Annotated in this window: 13 protein-coding genes; 5 read left to right on the top strand and 8 right to left on the bottom strand. The window is 52.7% G+C overall.

From position 1 onward, the window contains the following. Positions 1–37 precede the first annotated feature (37 nt). Positions 38–889, bottom strand: a complete 852-nt coding sequence (locus C3F13_00635) for a hypothetical protein (protein PWB56614.1) — start codon at positions 887–889, stop codon at positions 38–40. 333 nt (positions 890–1,222) lie between these two features. Between C3F13_00635 and C3F13_00640 the strand changes: the two genes are divergently transcribed. Further along, positions 1,223–1,606, top strand: coding sequence for a hypothetical protein (locus tag C3F13_00640; protein PWB56615.1), 384 nt, complete (start codon positions 1,223–1,225; stop codon positions 1,604–1,606). Between the two features lie 130 nt (positions 1,607–1,736). Next, the gene (locus C3F13_00645) at positions 1,737–2,639 is read left to right on the top strand and encodes an MBL fold metallo-hydrolase (protein PWB56616.1); all 903 of its coding nucleotides are present in this window, start codon (positions 1,737–1,739) and stop codon (positions 2,637–2,639) included. Positions 2,640–2,893: 254 nt separating this feature from the next. Here C3F13_00645 and C3F13_00650 read toward each other — a convergent pair whose 3' ends face one another. Next, positions 2,894–6,217: an endonuclease/exonuclease/phosphatase gene (locus tag C3F13_00650; GenBank protein PWB56617.1), complete on the bottom strand. Its 3,324-nt coding sequence runs from the start codon at positions 6,215–6,217 to the stop codon at positions 2,894–2,896. A 401-nt stretch (positions 6,218–6,618) separates the two neighbouring features. Here C3F13_00650 and C3F13_00655 point away from each other — a divergent pair, with 401 nt between their 5' ends. The 3 genes from C3F13_00655 (at position 6,619) to alr (ending at position 8,697) form a co-directional block, all read left to right on the top strand. Next, positions 6,619–6,969, top strand: coding sequence for a hypothetical protein (locus C3F13_00655; protein PWB56618.1), 351 nt, complete (start codon positions 6,619–6,621; stop codon positions 6,967–6,969). 42 nt (positions 6,970–7,011) lie between these two features. Beyond that, positions 7,012–7,431 carry a hypothetical protein gene (locus C3F13_00660; protein ID PWB56735.1) on the top strand — a complete coding sequence of 140 codons (420 nt, stop codon included), beginning with the start codon at positions 7,012–7,014 and terminating at the stop codon, positions 7,429–7,431. A 111-nt stretch (positions 7,432–7,542) separates the two neighbouring features. Beyond that, the gene (gene alr, locus C3F13_00665; GenBank protein PWB56619.1) at positions 7,543–8,697 is read left to right on the top strand and encodes an alanine racemase; all 1,155 of its coding nucleotides are present in this window, start codon (positions 7,543–7,545) and stop codon (positions 8,695–8,697) included. A 60-nt stretch (positions 8,698–8,757) separates the two neighbouring features. Here the strand turns inward: alr and C3F13_00670 are convergent, their stop codons facing one another. The 6 genes from C3F13_00670 to C3F13_00695 all read right to left on the bottom strand — a co-directional run bounded on the left by C3F13_00670 (position 8,758) and on the right by C3F13_00695 (position 15,707). Beyond that, a complete protein-coding gene (locus tag C3F13_00670) occupies positions 8,758–9,636 on the bottom strand; it encodes an EamA family transporter (GenBank protein PWB56620.1) in 879 nt (292 codons plus the stop codon). A gap of 194 nt (positions 9,637–9,830) precedes the next feature. Beyond that, positions 9,831–11,807, bottom strand: coding sequence for a hypothetical protein (locus C3F13_00675; protein ID PWB56621.1), 1,977 nt, complete (start codon positions 11,805–11,807; stop codon positions 9,831–9,833). 212 nt (positions 11,808–12,019) lie between these two features. Continuing rightward, on the bottom strand, positions 12,020–12,871 hold the full coding sequence (locus C3F13_00680; protein PWB56622.1) for a hydrogenase: 852 nt from the start codon (positions 12,869–12,871) through the stop codon (positions 12,020–12,022). A 3-nt stretch (positions 12,872–12,874) separates the two neighbouring features. Further along, positions 12,875–13,876: a sulfite reductase gene (locus C3F13_00685; GenBank protein ID PWB56623.1), complete on the bottom strand. Its 1,002-nt coding sequence runs from the start codon at positions 13,874–13,876 to the stop codon at positions 12,875–12,877. Then, positions 13,873–15,291 carry a hypothetical protein gene (locus C3F13_00690; GenBank protein PWB56624.1) on the bottom strand — a complete coding sequence of 473 codons (1,419 nt, stop codon included), beginning with the start codon at positions 15,289–15,291 and terminating at the stop codon, positions 13,873–13,875. The genes C3F13_00685 and C3F13_00690 overlap by 4 nt, the downstream gene beginning before the upstream one ends. Before the next feature lie 11 nt (positions 15,292–15,302). Beyond that, the gene (locus tag C3F13_00695) at positions 15,303–15,707 is read right to left on the bottom strand and encodes a hypothetical protein (GenBank protein PWB56736.1); all 405 of its coding nucleotides are present in this window, start codon (positions 15,705–15,707) and stop codon (positions 15,303–15,305) included. Positions 15,708–16,255 lie beyond the last annotated feature (548 nt).

A 16,255-nucleotide genomic window follows, 5' to 3' on the forward strand; every position in this document is an offset into this window, starting at 1 on the left:
GCATATCCAGGTATATCTATGACAGGAATGGGCAAAGTCAGGTTTCGTGAGGGCTACCTTGTTGGCTCATTACGTCATTGCGCCCTGACTCGATCATGGCTGTCAGCTTCTCCCCCGCCTGGTGAGAATGTTGCAAAAATGACATTTCATCCTGGTAACCGGTGTGATGGATGCCCACCTCCAGGTTCACACATGCCTGGTATGCCGAGGACGCGATTACCCTGGCCAGCTCAGGCCAGTTCACGCTGCCAGTGAAGGGGATCTTATGCTGATCGCTCACCCCATCGTTATCGTGCAGGTGCAGGGCGATCAACCGTCCTTTTAGCTGGTCCAGCTTCTCCAGCCCGGGTCCACCCAGGTTGGCATGTCCTGAATCGAAACATAAGCCAAGGTAAACTGGGTCATACTCCGCCAGCAGCGTTTCCAGCACCAAAAAATCATCGCCATCCATGTTTTCCAGGGCCAGGCGGACTGCCCGGCTGCGTGTAAAAGCTTCCAGCTCGTCCAATGACCTGCGGATTTGGACCATCCGGGCCGTGCGAAATTCATGAGGCTCGGTGGTTGGGATGTGGATGATCGTTACGTTTCCACCCAGGCGGGCGGTCATTGCGATGCGGTTTTTAACCAGTTCCAGGCCAGCCAGGCGCCGCGTATCGTCAAATGAAACCCAATACTTTTCCCTTCCCTGGCTGGCATGCAGGTTCAAAAGTAGTAAATTGAATTGCTTGAACCATGCCTTAATTTCACCGATTTCGTCATCTGAATAGAGATAATCGTTGGACCAGTGGTGGCACCAGTGGACGTGGGTGAAACCGGCTTCGGCAATACGCCGGAGGTACGGGAGTGTGTCGCCTTCACTTTGATAATAGTCAGAGGTGATCGAAAGCATGGATTTTCTGATTATATGTGATTATCCATGCATCCGAACCGGCAGTTTCCAGGAGGTGAAATCGCCAGATAATGCATGAGCGACTTTGATGTTTTAGACGAAGTGATCGGGTCAGGAAATTGCTCCACATGAAAAATTGTTGTATACTGGAAAGGTCCATCCTGGGGGAGTATTGGCTGCCAACTTATCAGTCAGCGATCCGTATTAATAGTGGTGCTTCATGTGATCATCGTGTGAAAGGAAGTGAAGATACAGGCAGATACTGTTCCTAAAAGATCTAAACCGTCGTTAATACCAAACACTTGAATGTCTCATAAAGGAAAGGATGAAGAAATGGCGCACAAATATCATGCTTTAAGGACAATCGGCTCCATCTTTCGGGTGGTCGGCTACATATTTCTGGTCCTCACCATTCTGTCTGCCCTGGCAGTGTGTGGTCTTACCGTCATAGGAGGGACAACGGCGGAGACGCTTGCGCAGGAGTTCGGAACCAGTACCACTGGCGCGGGATTCCTGGGGGGCCTGGTTGGCGGATTACTGCTTGGCCTTCTCGTGATCCTTTATGGCGGATTGATCTCCCTCATGCTGGTGGCCTTTGGTGAAGGCATATATTTATTGATCGATGTCGAGGAAAATACCCGCAGGACCAGCTACCTGATGGAAAATCAAAACAAGCTTCAGCCCGCCGAGCCAAAACCATTACCACCTACGTCGTGAACCACTCTGGCGAAATTGGCCACGGAAGAAACGCTAAATTCGGACAACAGTAATATTGGAACATCAATTCGCGTGAAAGCCGAGTCAGGTGTAACAACCTGCAGCTGGTCATTCAACCAACAAGGTATGAATGAAAGCTAGAGTCCGTTCACTGGTTGCGATAGCATTCATTGTCTTTTGCTCCCTGGCCTACCTTGATAGGGGTGCGTCAAATCAGGAATACTCGCTTCAAATTTCCTTTATCGATGTGGGCCAGGGAGATGCGGCATTAATTCAAACTTTTGAGGGTTTCAACATATTAATCGACGGCGGACCGGTACCCGCCGGTCCAGTGGTGTTGGCATATCTGCGGGCGATGGATGTAACCGAACTTAGTGCAATTATCGCTTCGCATCCCGATAGTGACCATATCGGCGGATTGATCAGCGTCTTGGCTGCGACGGATATCCTGGTCGATTCTGTGATTTATAATGGCTACCCAGGGTATACGCAAACCTGGAAAAACTTCGCCAGCGCAGTTGAAAATGAAGGCCTGGTTTTGACCGTCGCTCAATTTCCAGGTGAATTGCACTGGGGCGCAACCACTGCGTATGTTCTCAATCCACCCTCAGGTTTGGCCGATCCTGACACGAACGCAGCCTCACTGGTGTTGCTGCTCGATCATAACGAAGTTGACACCCTGTTCAGCGGGGATATTGACAGTACGGTTGAGGCGCAAGTCCTGGCGCGACAGACACCCGTTGCCGCGGATATCCTGAAGGTAGCCCATCACGGCAGCAATTACAGCTCCAGCTCCGAATTCCTAGGGGCGGTTCAACCAGACGATTCCGTTATTTCTGTTGGTCCTAACCCCTATGGGCATCCTGGGGCTGAGACGCTTTCACGCTTGATAGCCAGTGGTTCGAGTATCTGGCGGACAGATTTGCTTGGGACAATCTTGATTACTTCAGCAGACGGATTGTCCTACCAGGTGATCCCAACGAAAACCTGGCAAGAAGTTTACCTTCCGGTTGTAATGATCAGTAAGCCATAATCAACTTCCCCCATTTCAGGTATTGATAAAAAAACTCGCTATTTAAAGTCATCCAATCGGCAAGTTTGAATGACCGAGCAAGTAATAATAATTCTTGTGAAAACGGCTCTCTAAAAGACAAGAGCTGAAACTGAATTGAAGCAATTCAGTGATAGCTGTAGGATTACGCTCATCATTCATTTTCGATTGACACGAGATAAATTCAAAGGGGCTGCCCTTATTTGAGCAGCCCCTTCGGGCATCATTTTATTCCTTTATTGGCTTAAATCGCGTGGCACGCGTACGGTGACTGACGCAAGAGTGCTATTTCCACAGGCATCTGTCACCTGGTAAGTGATCGTATAGACCCTGCCTTGGCCAAGTCCTGAACGCTCAGCTCGCAATAATAAGGTATATGTATCCAAAATGACGATGTCGTTTGGCTTGTCGCCATCGCCCAGGCCATTGTCCGGTTCATTCGATGTCACTGAAACCAATGTTATGGTTGGATCTGGGTCAAAGTTGTCCCACGCAACTACTGTGGCAACCACCGTTGTGTACTGGTGATTGGGCGGCCACAGCACAGCCTGATTCACGGATACCTCCAGCGCGGGTGCGATCTCGTCGCACACGTTCAAACCCACGATCACGGGATCATGATCCGAGGAGCGGAATGCATCCGGCGCATAGAGCGCATCCTGTGCAGGTAGCTTGAACGTCATGTCATAATCGATGAGATCAGGCTCGTCTGCATTGATATGCCATTCCGTTACGCCCGTAACCTGCGGCACCAGATTAGCGCTTGCCAGGGCCTGGTCCAGGTAACCCTCCTGGCCATCGAAGACATAGGTATAAGCATACATGCCATTATATTGGTCGACGAGGTTGACGTAGTCGTCGGCAGTGCCGATCATATCATCCGGTCCGGCTATGATCGCATCGATCGGGTCTTCCTTGGTGTAGGAATTGAGATCCCCCATGATGATGTAATCCTGGTCACCGCTTCCGGTTGGGTCGCCTGCCAGCCAGTCCACCAGGGCTTGTGCCGCATACATGCGTGTCAGGTTGCAGTTGCCGGCACCATCAAGAAGATCTGGATCCCCCACATCATTACAATCCGAACCCTTCGACTTGAGGTGGTTGACGGCCATCGTGAAAATTCCACCCGTCGAGTTGGATTGGAAGGTTTGGGCTAAGACCGGTCGATTTTTATCGTCCAGGAAGCGAGGGTCAACAGATGAGTCAAGGATGGCATAGGCTCCGAGTGGAGTGACCGTGGCTGGCTTATAGATCAACGCCACGCGGATGGCATCTGTGCCGATAGCACCCGTGGCAATGTAATCATATGTACTCTCTCCCAACGCCTCGTTCAGGCCACTCACCAGATCCGCCGTGGGTACATCACCAGGATGATTCTCGATCTCAATCAGCCCAACAACATCGGCATTGATGGCTGACAGGGCAGCCACGATCTTGGCTCGCTGGCGGGTGAATTCCTCCGCCGTATCAGCCCCCCGGCATTCCTGGTCACTTGCTGGGCCACAGATAAAAGCGCCCGTGTCAATGGTCGTGAAGTAATTCAGCAGGTTAAAGGAGGCTACCTTCAAGTTTCCACCAACATCGTCCGGATAGGCTGTTCGAGGGTTCGTTGAAGAATAGGCTGCTCCCTGTGTGGGCTGGATGCGGTATAACTCGTAACTATAGTCCATCACCCCGGTGACGTTCGTAAGGGTATCGCCACCTCGGAAAAGGTTGGTAAGGTTAAAGACCGCGCCGTTGGGATGGAGCGCTGGATCAAGGTTCTGTGCGCTGCGCCCGTCATCCAGCGTGATGCGGCTAAGCAGGTTCGCCTGGGTTAAGGCCGCTTGTTCAGGAGAGCCGGGTTCATAGAGGACGGTTGGAGTGTACTGCCGGTCGGCGGTCAATACGCTCTCGCCATAGCGGTCGAAGTTAAAATATTCAGAGATATACAGTGTCTGGGGGAAGGTTACCAGCATGCCCTCGTATGGCTCAAAATCGTCCAGGCTCTCCACAGGCAGGGAAATTGGGGTGGCTGCCACGCTGTTCCCAGCAGAGCAAATCCATAATTGGCTCACTGTCACCTCAGTCATCCCGTTGTATTCGGATACATTCCCCCGTACGCGCACACCATCACCAACGAAGACATTCACTGCACCAGGAGCATAGATAAACACGCCATCCGAGGTAGCAGAGTTCCCGTCTCCGGCTGCGTCCTGGACGTGGAAGCCATTCAAATTTCCATTGTCAGGCGTTGCATTATTCTGAAAATCACCCACGACGATCCCTTCCAGGGCAACCTCGGTGCCAACCAGCGGGCTGGTCAGTCCACTTCCTTGTACTTCATAGATAGGTGTAAAGGGATCGCCACAGGCTTCAGGTGGTGGCACGTAGATCTGGTTGGGTGCCCCCGGCGTATTGTAAGCCTCGCCCAAGACGATTGTGCCTGCGTAGCCAGGTATGCCCGCCAGGTCAAAGTCATTGCGGACCCAATCGGTAGCAGCATCGGTGTCAGCACCATCCGGGAAGCGTGAAGCGCCACCGGGTGCATAAGGCAGACCGTCGTAGGAAATACCTAGCGAGGGAGGGCCATAAGTTATATCTCCAGCCCCACCGTCGTTTACCGATACACTATCTGCGATCAGGCTCCACGGAGTGACTTCGAATACACCGTCATTGTTGGTGTCAAGATCATTATTGAGTGCTCCAGTGAAATCTTTGACCAGCAGAAGGCTCAGCGTGCCGTTCTCCAGTGCATTGGCAGCAAGGTTCTGAAGCCAGAACCCGCTCGCATCCGTGGCGCCAACTGAAATCATCTCATCAACCACACCCGCGCCAGTGGTATCACCTTCGATCTCAAGGATGGTGTACGCTGAGTAATCGGTGCTTGCTGAACCGAAGACTTCAACATATTCCACATCCGTCCCCACTGTGCTGGCTGAGAACTCATTGATCACAGGCTCTAATGTGGTAGGGGCGCACGAGGAAGTATGTGTACCCAGTCCATCAAAAGTGTCTTGAGCAAACCCGGTCCATTCAATGGATGGACTAAATGCATCGCTTCCTATTGGGTCACCAGCACAAATTGTGTCGATACGCCTCATGGTATTGTCCGCGGTGCTCACCAGGCCACTCCCCCATTCTGTCCCCGGGTCAAAGCCAATCTGGCCGATTACATCGATGATATCGGTGCCCTTGCGCAGGATGACTGCGTCGTCACCATTGAACCATCCAGCGCCATTCGTCTGGTCAGCTTGAGCTAAAATGGTGGCGTTAGCAGATGATTGGGCGAGTACATATACATCCCCATCGGCTACAGTTCCGGTGAGGTTTATGGTCAACCCTGCAGTCGCACTCCCGTTAAAAAACATCTGAACATTGTATCCGCCTGCAGCCAGGTTTATGGCTGAGCCAGTCCCGTTGTATATCTCCAGGGCTTTATTGTTACTTGACCCCTCGATATATTCCGAGAAAAACAGGTCAACCGACGGTGATGCTGTGGCTGTTAATGATGTGGGCATCAACAAAACCATGCTTACCAGAAGCATGGCAGATAAGCAGAAAGCAGTTATTCTTTTCATGGCATCTCCTCTATATTTTGGTTGGTTATGGTTAAAAATGCCGCTCACGACAGGCATTGTGAAAAACGGTGATTCAGTGTGAGTGGTTAGAAATACTGATTTCTTCGCCCGTCCCCTGGTTTGATGTGCTTCATCCAATCACCCCAGACAACTAAAATAACGCATCCAGCTTCTCGATTGGAATCTTGCTTTCATCTCGCTTGTTACAACGAGCGAATTGTGTTTACCTTGTTCCCTGATTATTTTGATTATTTTAATCTCTTCCTAACAAATATGCAAGCTGGAGCGATTCCGGCGTATTGTCTGACTATTTCTCAAAGGAGCCACTGAATAACTCGATCCGGTGGATAGCTTAGCTGGTATGATAAAATTGTGCCCACACTATTTTAGGAGTTATATTAATGACAGACCAACCTCAAGGAGAAAAGCCCGCCCTGACTGTGGTGATCCAGTCATGGTGGACTCCCGCTCTGGCTGTGATCATGCTGGTGGTTGGGTTGCTGGTCGGGTATTTCGGTCGCGGCATAATCAGCAAGAGCCCTGTGACCACCGGAGAAGTTGCTGCGGTGGCAACCACTGCACCAACCCAGTCGGGAGTTCAGGTTTCGGTACCAACTCCTACCATCGATCCAACGATTGCGGCCTTCAAAACCCGTGATGATTTAATGGCTTATGTCGTCAGTAAAACGAATCATTTCATGGGTAACGCAAACGCTCCCGTAACGCTGATCGAATTTAGCGATTATCAATGACCCTACTGTGGGCAATTTGCCACTGACGCGGGTCGTCAGCTCATAAAAGATTATGTCGATACGGGTAAAGTACGCTTCGGATATTTTCCATTTACATTCCTTGGGGATGAATCATTTTGGGCAGCTGAAGCAGCTGAGTGCGCAGGTGACCAAGATGCTTATTGGGAATTTCATGATTATCTATTCAGCCACCAAAACGGCGAGAATCAAGGGGCTTTCAGCCAGGATAATCTGAAGCAGTTCGCGGCTGACCTTGATTTAGATACAAAGGCCTTCAACGAGTGCTTCGATTCTGGGAAGTACTCCCAGCTGATCCAGGATCAGTCTCAGATTGCATCTGTCATTGGGGTATCAAGCACTCCCACTTTTATCCTTAATGGGCGGGGAATGCAGACACTATCCTTTGATGACTTTAAGCAAGCCATTGAAGCCATTATTAATCCAGTCACTCCGACCCCATAGGTTTTGCTTTCAAAGATAGCTAAACGAGCAGGTGCCAGCCACCTGCTCGCTCTCTTTTATTGATATACTTTGGGTTAACACCAGAATAAATACTGTGTTGGTTACTGGCACATGTCGACCATCAATGAACCCACGATAAGTTCGAGCGAGATCGTTCGACCAACCCTGGTAGAAGTCAACCTGAACCGGTTGGCGGCTAACTTTCAGGCTATCCGCCAGCATGTGGCGCCAGCCAAAGTCATGCCAATCCTCAAGGCCAACGCTTACGGTCATGGGCTGCTGCGCGTAGCCCAGCTGATGGAATCACTGGCGGCTGATTATCTGGGGGTTGCCGTTCTGGAAGAGGGCATCCTCCTGCGCCAGAATGGCGTTCAGTCACCCATCCTGGTCCTGGGGGGGATCCTGGGCAACCAGGTGCCAGGCTTCCTGAAACATGACCTGACCATCACCGCCTCATCGGCAGACAAGTTATTCCAGGTGGATGAGATCGCTGCGCAAATGGGCGTGAAAGCCCGCGTGCATCTCAAGATCGATACCGGAATGGAGCGCATCGGGGTGCATTATTACAGCGCGCAACCATTCCTGGAAGCTGCCTTAAAATGCCGCTCGATAGCCATTGAAGGGATTTACTCGCACTTCGCAAATGCTGATCGGACTGATTTAGCCGACGCTCGACAGCAGCTGGAGCGTTTCCAGGAGGTGCTAGACTTTTTTGAGCGTCACAGCCTGCCCAACCCGCCCCTGCGGCACATGGCGAATTCCCCGGCCATCCTGCAGTTACCTGAAGCGCACTTCGATATCGTCCGACCCGGGCTTCTGCTCTACGGGGTTTACCCTTCATTTGAGATCCCTCACAGCGTGGTTGTCAGGCCTGCTCTCAGCTGGAAGTCGCGCGTGGTGTATTTCAAGGTCATCCTGCCCGGTCACCCGGTGGGCTACGGTTCCACCTGGCAGACGGACCGTATGGTACGAGCCGTCACCGTGCCGGTGGGTTATGGGGATGGTTATTTTCGCAGCATGTCATCTAAAGCGAAGGTGCTGCTGCGAGGGAAAAAATACCCGGTCGTGGGGCGCATCTCGATGGACCAGATTGTGGTCAATATCGAGTGGGATAGCGCTTATAACGATGACGAAGTTATCCTGATCGGAGAAGCCGACGGCCTATCAATCACCTGTGAAGACCTGGCCGATTGGGCTGGGACGATTCCCTACGAAATCCTGACCAATATCAATACGCGCGTGCCGCGCGTCTATACGGGCGATTAACCCAATTCAATAGCAGTTCCAAGCCATAGAAATTACGTATTGTTGTTTGCTTCCTCCGGTTTAGGCAACTTGATGGGACGGTTTAGCCTTCTCTGTTGAAAGCACCGCCAGGCCTGAGAAGATCAAGAGGATACCCAATAAAGCGGGTTCGGTTATCGGCTCGTGTAAAAAGAAAACCCCTAAAAGCCCGGCAGTCAGAGGCTCACCCAGGGTGAGCGTGGCGGTAGTGGATACCGGGATCAGACGCAGACCACGCGCATACAGCGTGTAACCCACTGCGGCAGTGATCACGCCCAGGTGTAGGATGACTAACCTGCCTGAAGGTTCTGCCAGCCAACTGAGGTTGGCCGTGAGCAGCAACGGTGTGAGTAGTAACGCCCCCACGGAGAAAGTGACAGCCATGACGGCCTCCGGGGCATGTTCTTCGATCAGTCCTTTGCTCATTGTGGTGAACACTGCATACGACCCGCCTGCGCAGATGGCCAGGAAAATTCCCAACGGATCCACATGGATTTTTTCACCCGCTGTAATAAGCAGCGTGCAGCCGATCACACCCAGGGCGGTTGCGATCGCCCATCGGGCTGTTGGTCTTTCTCGGCGCACCAGGTAACCGATTGGGCCCGCCAGGATGGGTGTGCTGCCGATACCCACGATCGTTCCCACTGCCACTCCCGTGCGGGCTACCCCAGCGAAGAAGAAAACCTGGTAAGCCGCTATCGAGAATGCGGCCACCAATGTAGGCAGGAACGCCCAGCGCTTTCCGTCACGCAGGGTTTTTCGCCAGGCAGCAAACGCTAAAAGGGTAAGCCCTCCCAGGATGATGCGCAGGGTACCGATGATGATGGGTTGTGCACCTTCCGGGGCTAACGCCTGGGCTGTGCCGTTGGTTCCCCACAGACAGGCCGCTACCAGAACCAGCCAATACCCCTGGTTTTTCATTCATGCACCAAATTTTCGGAAGGAAAGATTATCACGAGGCGGGACACCTTTTCTTTACCAGTGAGCTGTCAAATAAATTGCTAGAGTATTCAGTAATGACCACTTGTTCTTTAGCCAATGGGCATGCCGAACAAGGTTGGCTGATTCTACCCAGGAATGAGAATTATGGGAATCAGTAATATGTTGGAGGATATTTACGGCAGCGAGCTGATATCGAATCCATCAGCTGAAAGGCGATCGTAGACCGCTTGCTTGATCTCCAGCAATCCCTTCATCTGCTCCGGGTTGCATGGGTTCACATAGCCTGCCACCTCGCCATAAGACCATTGATATGTGGTGAGGTCAAACCGATACCACTTCTGGCAGTCTATGACGCCGATGTAGCTGAACTGGTAGAAGGGGGGACGGTTGAGTCTTTCATCCAGGAAGGCGACGCTGTTCTCGTTCGGCCGTGTTTCAGTCGTGCCGGCGCTGAAGATCAATTGGTGCTCAGGCCTATTATTTAGGAGTGATGCTCCATTCATCCATGCCGGTTGCGGCACACCGAGGTAGTCCAGTACCGTTGGGGCGATATCTATATTTTCAGCATTGGTGGTTATCTTGCCTGCATACTCGCCATTTGGGAAACGGATGATCAACGGAATGCGCTGGTTGACCTCGAACTGCCTGTTATGGTCGGTATAGATGATCAGGATCGTGTTCTCAAGCTGTCCATTTTTCTTTAAGTGATGGACTACTTTTCCTACGAAAGCATCGAAAGCACGCAGGGTATCATCGTAGAAATCGTCCATCCAGGGCCGGGTCTGGCTCTTTCCGATTGAGAAGAGCTGGTCGGGAGGTTTATAGTATCCCCCATGGGTGCCTAACAGATGGGCATGGATGAATATCGGTGCTTCTGCATTATCCAAGGATGTCAGTAATTGGTCAATTTTATCGCTGTCACTGATGTTTGGCACTACCTGGGTGACGATATCAAATGGGTTTTGTGTCTCCCGGATGTAGAATATGTGCAACAGCCGATCAGAAATCCGCCACAGCAGGCGTGACAAGAAGTATACCTGGTTATCATAGCCCAGCTTGCGGCCCAGCTCTCCTAGCTTTCCCACGTTGAGGGTGCGGTTGTTGACCACGTCGAAGCCATTCTGCAGGTTGTAGTTGTATGCGTCCACATAAAACGGTGCGCCAAACTCAATCGCCTGGTAGCCAAGTTCCTTGAGCATGCCGGGCAGGTGCTGGTATGCATCTGTCCCAGTCAGGATGTTGGGTGGGTAAAGCACCCGGGTTTGGGTGGGAAGCTTGCTGGTCAGCATGGAGATGACCGACCCGGCAGAATTGCCGGCGTTGGTGAAGGCGTTTTCTGCCACCAGGGAAGACTTGGCCAGCTCAGCCAGTTGTGGGGTGGTAATGCGCTTGTAGCCATACGCCGAAAGGTGGCCAGCCTCCAGTCCATCACTGCCCAGCAGGATGATGTTGGGTAGCTTGCTGGTGGTCGAGGTAGTAACCTCCAAAGGTGTATTAAAAAGCGCAGAATAATCCAGTTTGACGAGCGCCAGAGCCAAACTGATGGCGAGGATACCCAATGAAGCAAAGAAAAATCCTCGCGCGTTTTTTCTCTGCGGGTCTAGGTCGCCTGAACTGAGATACTTCCAAACCCTGGAATAAGTGTAAATAAATATGGCCACGAACAGTAACGCATAAACTCCCCTGGCAATTCCTGTTGACGTATTGACGCCGAACTTGAACAGGGTGTAAGTGAAGTTATCCAGGATCAAGAATCCAAGCGCAGAGAGGATCACGGCAGGTAGCAAGGCTCCCAGGTGAGTGGTGAGCCTCGTCAGGTTGGAATAGGAAGCAATGATATCCAGAATGATGAAGCCAATGATAATGATCAGGCAAAATAAAGACAGCCCCAACCCTGAAAGCAGGAAAATTTCCAACCTGGTGAAAAAGGGCATGAGGCCCATGAAAGATGGCATGGTTACAAAGAAAACCCATTCCATTAACACATACAGGTAAGATGCCAGGATGGTAATCGTGAACAGGCGCATCCAAAATTGATGGCGTGAACCTGCCAGTTGCCATAGTGTGTTGACGAAGGACTTTGATCCCTGCGTAAATCTGCTAAGCAACGTAGGGTCTTTTTTCAAGGCTGGGCTGGGTGCGAACGACATAGAATGAAGGCTAGAAAATATGGAGAGACCTGGAGTTTTGCTAGAATTTATCTGGACGATTCCCACATTATTGGCTATCGTACAGGCCAATTATACTTTAGCCCCTGCTTAGCTGAACTTCCCGAAAGGCACGAGCTGGTTGGCTTTTGGAAAAAAAACAGCTTTCCTCAACCAGGAGGAAAGCTGCATTAGCGAGTGTCTGAAACGGAAATTTACAAGAAGCTCTCCAGCAATGCGCCTACCTCAGCCATGGTGAATACCGGCCCGTCCACGCAGATTAATTTACTGCCCAGGTTGCACCGCCCGCATTTGCCGATTCCGCAGTGCATGCGTGCTTCCAGGGTGACATAATTTTGCTCGGGCTTGAAATTAAGCTTATCCACCAGCACGCGGTTGACGAAGTGGATCATGATGGGTGGGCCGCAAGTGATGGTGATGGTATTGCGCGGTGATGGGGCTACTTTTTCCAACAACTGGGTGATCAAGCCGACGTTATCCGTCCAGGTGCTGTCACCCTGGTCGACGGTCAGGTGCAGCTCGGTGTTGGGGGTCGCACGCCATTGGTCGTACTCATCGGTGAAAACCAGCAGGGAAGGATTACGGGCTGCCCACAGGATGATGAAGTCACGGTAATCGTTGCGATGCGCCATCACCGATTGGATGACTGGTCGCAGCGGCGCGCCTCCGATTCCACCCCCAATTACGATCAGGTTTTTATCTTTGAACTTCTCCATGGGAAAGCCGTTCCCCATCGGGCCGCGCACTCCGACCGTATCCCCCACTCCCAGCTCGTGCAGGTCGGTCGTCACGCTCCCCAGGCGGTTGATGGCGAAATCCAGGATGGGCTCGTCGTTCTGGGGGATGTTGGCGATCCCAAAGGGCGCTTCTCCCGCACCAAATGATGAGACGAATGCAAATTGGCCGGGCTTGTAATCATGGAACGCTTCAGTTCCACCATTTTGCATGGCCACCTTAAACAGCTTGATCTCCGTGGCGATATCTTTCACCTCGACCAATGTTCCGAGGTAGGGTAGCATGGGGTTGGTTTGCAGGTAGTCCGACATAGATCAGCTCCTCCCAATGTATCCCAGAACCTCGGTGATATCGATATTCACCGGGCAGGCATCAATGCAGCGTCCGCAACCCGTGCAGGAAACCGGTCCATAATGTAGTGGGAAGTAAAAAAACTTGCAGTAGAAGCGGTTGCGCAGGCGCTGATTTTTCATAAAACGCGGGTTGTGCCCGCCAGCCACCCGTCGATAGGGGATTCCGTTGCACGAATCCCAACAGCGGATGCGTTCAGATTGGTTATGACCATTCCCGCCTGGCAGGGCCTCGTCGCGCACATCGAAGCAGCGGCAGCTGGGGCAAACGTAGGCACAGATGCGGCAGCTCAAGCAACGCTCAGCCATCTCAGCCCAGAAATCATCGTTGAATTTCGCTGGCCAGACTTCCTTGGGAGCAATTTTCAGCTCGCGCTTGCGGGCATGGGTCGGATGCGGGCGTATTTCCGACAGGCCATCAAATACCGGGAATTTCCTGCTGATCATCTCGCCCTTCTCAGTGATGATCTCAGCTACATAGCCACCATCGGAAGGGGTGAGCATGATATCCATCCCAGACGGGTCATCGGGGGCCCCCCCTAAGTTCGTGCAAAAGCAGCTCGGCCCCAGCGAATGGCAAGCAAGGCCGATCAGGGTGGTGTTCTCACGGCGCCGGGCAAAGTAGGGGTCGACAGGCTCATTTTCGATGAACAAGGCATCCAGGGTCAACAAGCCGCGTGCATCACATGGGCGAACCCCGAAAATGACCGTTTGGCCTTCTGGGAGGGTTTCGGTAAGCTGTACCCGATTGCCCAGTTTCTCGATCAGCATCAGCCGCTCGGTTTGGGGGAAGAAAACATCCTTGACTGACATGAATGAACGGTCAAAGTCCCATACTACCTCGCTCGTATCTGAAACGGGACGGTACAGGATATTCCCAGCGATGTCCAGCGGGGCGATCAGGGTTTGCTCTTGGGCCAGGTGATCCAGCCAGGCTACCAGTTCCTGCTGCGTAAGGTAGTTCATGGTAGGTTCTCCTCTCCGCCCAGGATGGTCACAAATGGCGGTGCCACCGCGGCCATTCCAGCCTGGTAGTTAAAAATGGTAACCATTTCCTGCGCCATCTTGCGGTGGATCAGGCTGAGAGGGATGTCCATTGGGCAGGCTCGCTCGCATTCATTGCAGCCTACGCAGCGCCCTGCCAGGTGATAGGCTCTCCCCAGGTGGAAGGCCCTTTTCTCATCCACGTCGATTCCCATCCCCACCCACAGCGAATCGTCCCGCTCATACAGGCAGATGGGACAATCACACATCGGGCAGGCCTGCCGGCAGGCATAACAGCGGATGCAGCGGTCGAATTGGCTCAGCCAGAAGTTCATCCGTTCCGTAGATGACAGCGCATCCACGTGGTCGATCCCCGGATAGATATGCTCAGGTGGGATCTCACGGAAGGTGGCCTCAGGATCACCGATCAGTGTATCGTACACGACCGGCGTGCGCACCTGGCAGGCTGCACAGCGGGTTTGGATGGGTCCGCTTTTATCATTGTTGAAACCCGATCCCTGGCGGATGCCATCACAGGCCAAACCGATGATGTAGACCTGGTCGCGTAAAAAGCGGTTCTCAGCCAGTAATACGTTAATTGAGCGGCTGTCACAGGGTTTAACCACCACAGCCGCTTTCGGCAGCTTATCGGGTTGCTTTTTCTTACCACCATCGGTGCCCCAACCCAGTTTTTTGCTGAGGTACGCCGAGAGGTTGTGAGTACAATCCTGATTCCATACCAGGCGCTCCACATTTTCTGATTGGTGGATAAAAGCCGGGCGGGTCCGGCCCCTGGGACCGACCTCGAAGCCGATCACACAATCCACCTGCTGGTTAGCCAGCAGGTCGCGGGCTGCAGACTGCAGGGCCAGGGTCTGTTCATCATGAATGGGGGTGTGATACACGACGTGTTTGGGCTGCTCGTCACTGAAGGCGGAATAGCGGTGGCTGATGGGTTCCTGATTCCAGACAAAACGCGTGTGCCGGTCGAAAACTGTCCAATGAATTGGTCCGAGTGCCCGCACGGTATCGGTGAAATCGGTGGCGATGCGTGAATAGCGCTCACCCTCTGAGGCTGATACCCAATCCAGGCGCACGCGTTCGGGTTCCAGCCCGGCATAAGCCATGAGTGCTTGAAGGACGGGCAAGCGTTTTGCCGCCCGGTGGTTGCCAGTGTTGTAGTGGCACTCGCCGATATGGCAGCCCAGCACCAGCACACCATCTGCACCCTGCTCAAAGGTGCGCATGATGATCTCGGGTGATACACGCCCTGAGCATGGCACGCGGATATCGCGGATGTTGGCAGGCGATTTCAGGCGGGCGATACCAGCCGTATCTGCTCCGGTGTAGCTGCACCAGGAACATAGATAAGCAATGATTTTGGGTTCAAATGGCACGCTACCACCTCCTATGGGTTCAAGATCCCGGGAACCACCGGTTCAACCGCTAATGCCCCGATCATCTCATTGACGATTTGCTGGTCATCGAAATGGATCAGGGAGATGGCCTTGTCTCGACAAGTAGCTGCACAAGTGCCGCAACCTTTACACAGGTATGTATTGACGGAAGCCACACTTTCCTTTAGCTCAATGGCGCCATAAGGGCAAGCCGTGATGCACAGACCACAGCCTGCACAGCGCAGCAAATTCACATTTGCCACAGATGGGTCCAGGGCGATGGTGCCCTGGTCAAGCAAGGAAAGTGCAGCCGCAGCGGCCCCTCCAGCCTGGGCAACACTATCGGGGATGTCCTTGGGGCTCTGGCAGGCTCCTGCTACGTATATGCCTTCTGTGGAGGTCTCCACCGGCGCCAGCTTGGGGTGCTTCTCCAGGAAGAAACCATCCGGACTGCGACTAATTCCAAACAGACTGGCTACCTGAGCGGAATCCTCCTGAGCTTCAAAGCCGGTGGACAAGATGACCATATCCACATCAATATGATCCGGCTGGCCGTAGAAGGCTTCATCCCACTTGACCACCAGGTGCCCATCCTGGCGCTGGATGCTCTTCACCCGCCCGTGATAGAAGTTCACGCCTTTTTTGCGAGTACGGTTATAAAACTCTTCATAGTCTTTACCAAAGGTGCGCATGTCGCGGTAAATCTCGTGCACCTCGGCATCCACATAATCGTGGACCAGCTGGGCGAGTTTAAGCGAGTACATGCAGCAGGCGCGTGAGCAATACTCGTTGTATTTTTCATCCCTGCTGCCGACGCAGTGTACAATTGCCACGCTTCTCGGAGAGCGGCCGTTTTTTAGGGTTACTTTGCCACTGGTTGGTCCACTGGCATTAATCAATCGCTCGAATTCCATGGAAGTCAGCACGTTATCCAGCTGGCCATAGCCCAACTCGGGCATGCGGG

It is taken from the genome of Anaerolineales bacterium, assembly GCA_003105035.1.
Classification (GTDB): Bacteria; Chloroflexota; Anaerolineae; order Anaerolineales; family UBA4823; genus FEB-25.